The following is a 239-nucleotide window of genomic DNA, read 5'->3' on the forward strand; positions in this document are numbered from 1 at the left end:
GCGCGACCGTCTGCCGAAACTCGTGTGGCCGGCGGCCGCCGCCAGTGTCGCCGCGACCTGCGCATCGGCGCAGGATCTCGACGTGCTCGACTACACCGGGCCGCAGTTTCTCGCGTTTTACGTCCCGGCCTGCGTTGTCGCGTTGTCGTTGATCGTCGCGTTGCATGCCATCGAATTTCGCATCCGGCGCTGGGGCCGGCGCACGCGCAAGGCTTCGTCCGGGCTGAGCGCCGACGAAG

At 68.6% G+C, this 239-nt stretch carries 1 protein-coding gene; it reads left to right on the top strand.

The annotated features are described in order from the left end of the window. The coding region (locus AAEZ03_RS28760) for a hypothetical protein (RefSeq protein ID WP_350583407.1) at nucleotides 1-239 on the top strand (239 nt) is incomplete at both ends.

Source organism: Pseudomonas sp. HY2-MNA-CIBAN-0224, assembly GCF_040310285.1.
Lineage (GTDB): Bacteria > Pseudomonadota > Gammaproteobacteria > Pseudomonadales > Pseudomonadaceae > Aquipseudomonas > Aquipseudomonas helleri.